The sequence below is a fragment of the Rhodovulum viride genome (assembly GCF_003265965.1).
Taxonomy (GTDB): Bacteria; Pseudomonadota; Alphaproteobacteria; order Rhodobacterales; family Rhodobacteraceae; genus Rhodovulum; species Rhodovulum kholense.
Genome location: NZ_MUAV01000203.1, coordinates 1 through 393 on the forward strand (window position 1 = coordinate 1; position 393 = coordinate 393).

The following is a 393-nucleotide window of genomic DNA, read 5'->3' on the forward strand; positions in this document are numbered from 1 at the left end:
AGCGCGACCATGATGTCGAGCGGCATCCCCGTCTACACGCCTGCGGGGGCATGACGATGAAACGCAGCATGACGGCGATCCTCGCCGGGCAGGAGATCGAACTGGCCGCGACCTTCAGGGCGGCGGGCGAGATCGGGCAGAAGATCGCGGACCCGCTGCTGATCGCGCGCGAGATGGCGGTGACGGCCATGCTGGAAAGCCAGGGCGTCGAGCGCGAGCCGAAGTTCCGCTTCACCGTCGCCAATATCGCCCCGATCCTGCTGATCGGCGCCCGGGCCGCGGGCGACAGGCGCGATCAGGCCGCGATGGAAGAGATCGTCTTCGACGCCGGGTTCTTCGCGGCGGCGGCGGTCGCGCGCGATTACATCAACCTGCTCTGCATCCCGCAGACCG

The 393-nt window shown here is 68.4% G+C and carries 1 protein-coding gene; it reads left to right on the forward strand.

The window, feature by feature from the left end:
- Positions 1 to 50: 50 nt before the first annotated feature.
- A partial coding sequence (locus BYZ73_RS21865; protein WP_181498181.1) for a hypothetical protein occupies positions 51 to 393 on the forward strand: 343 nt, incomplete at its 3' end.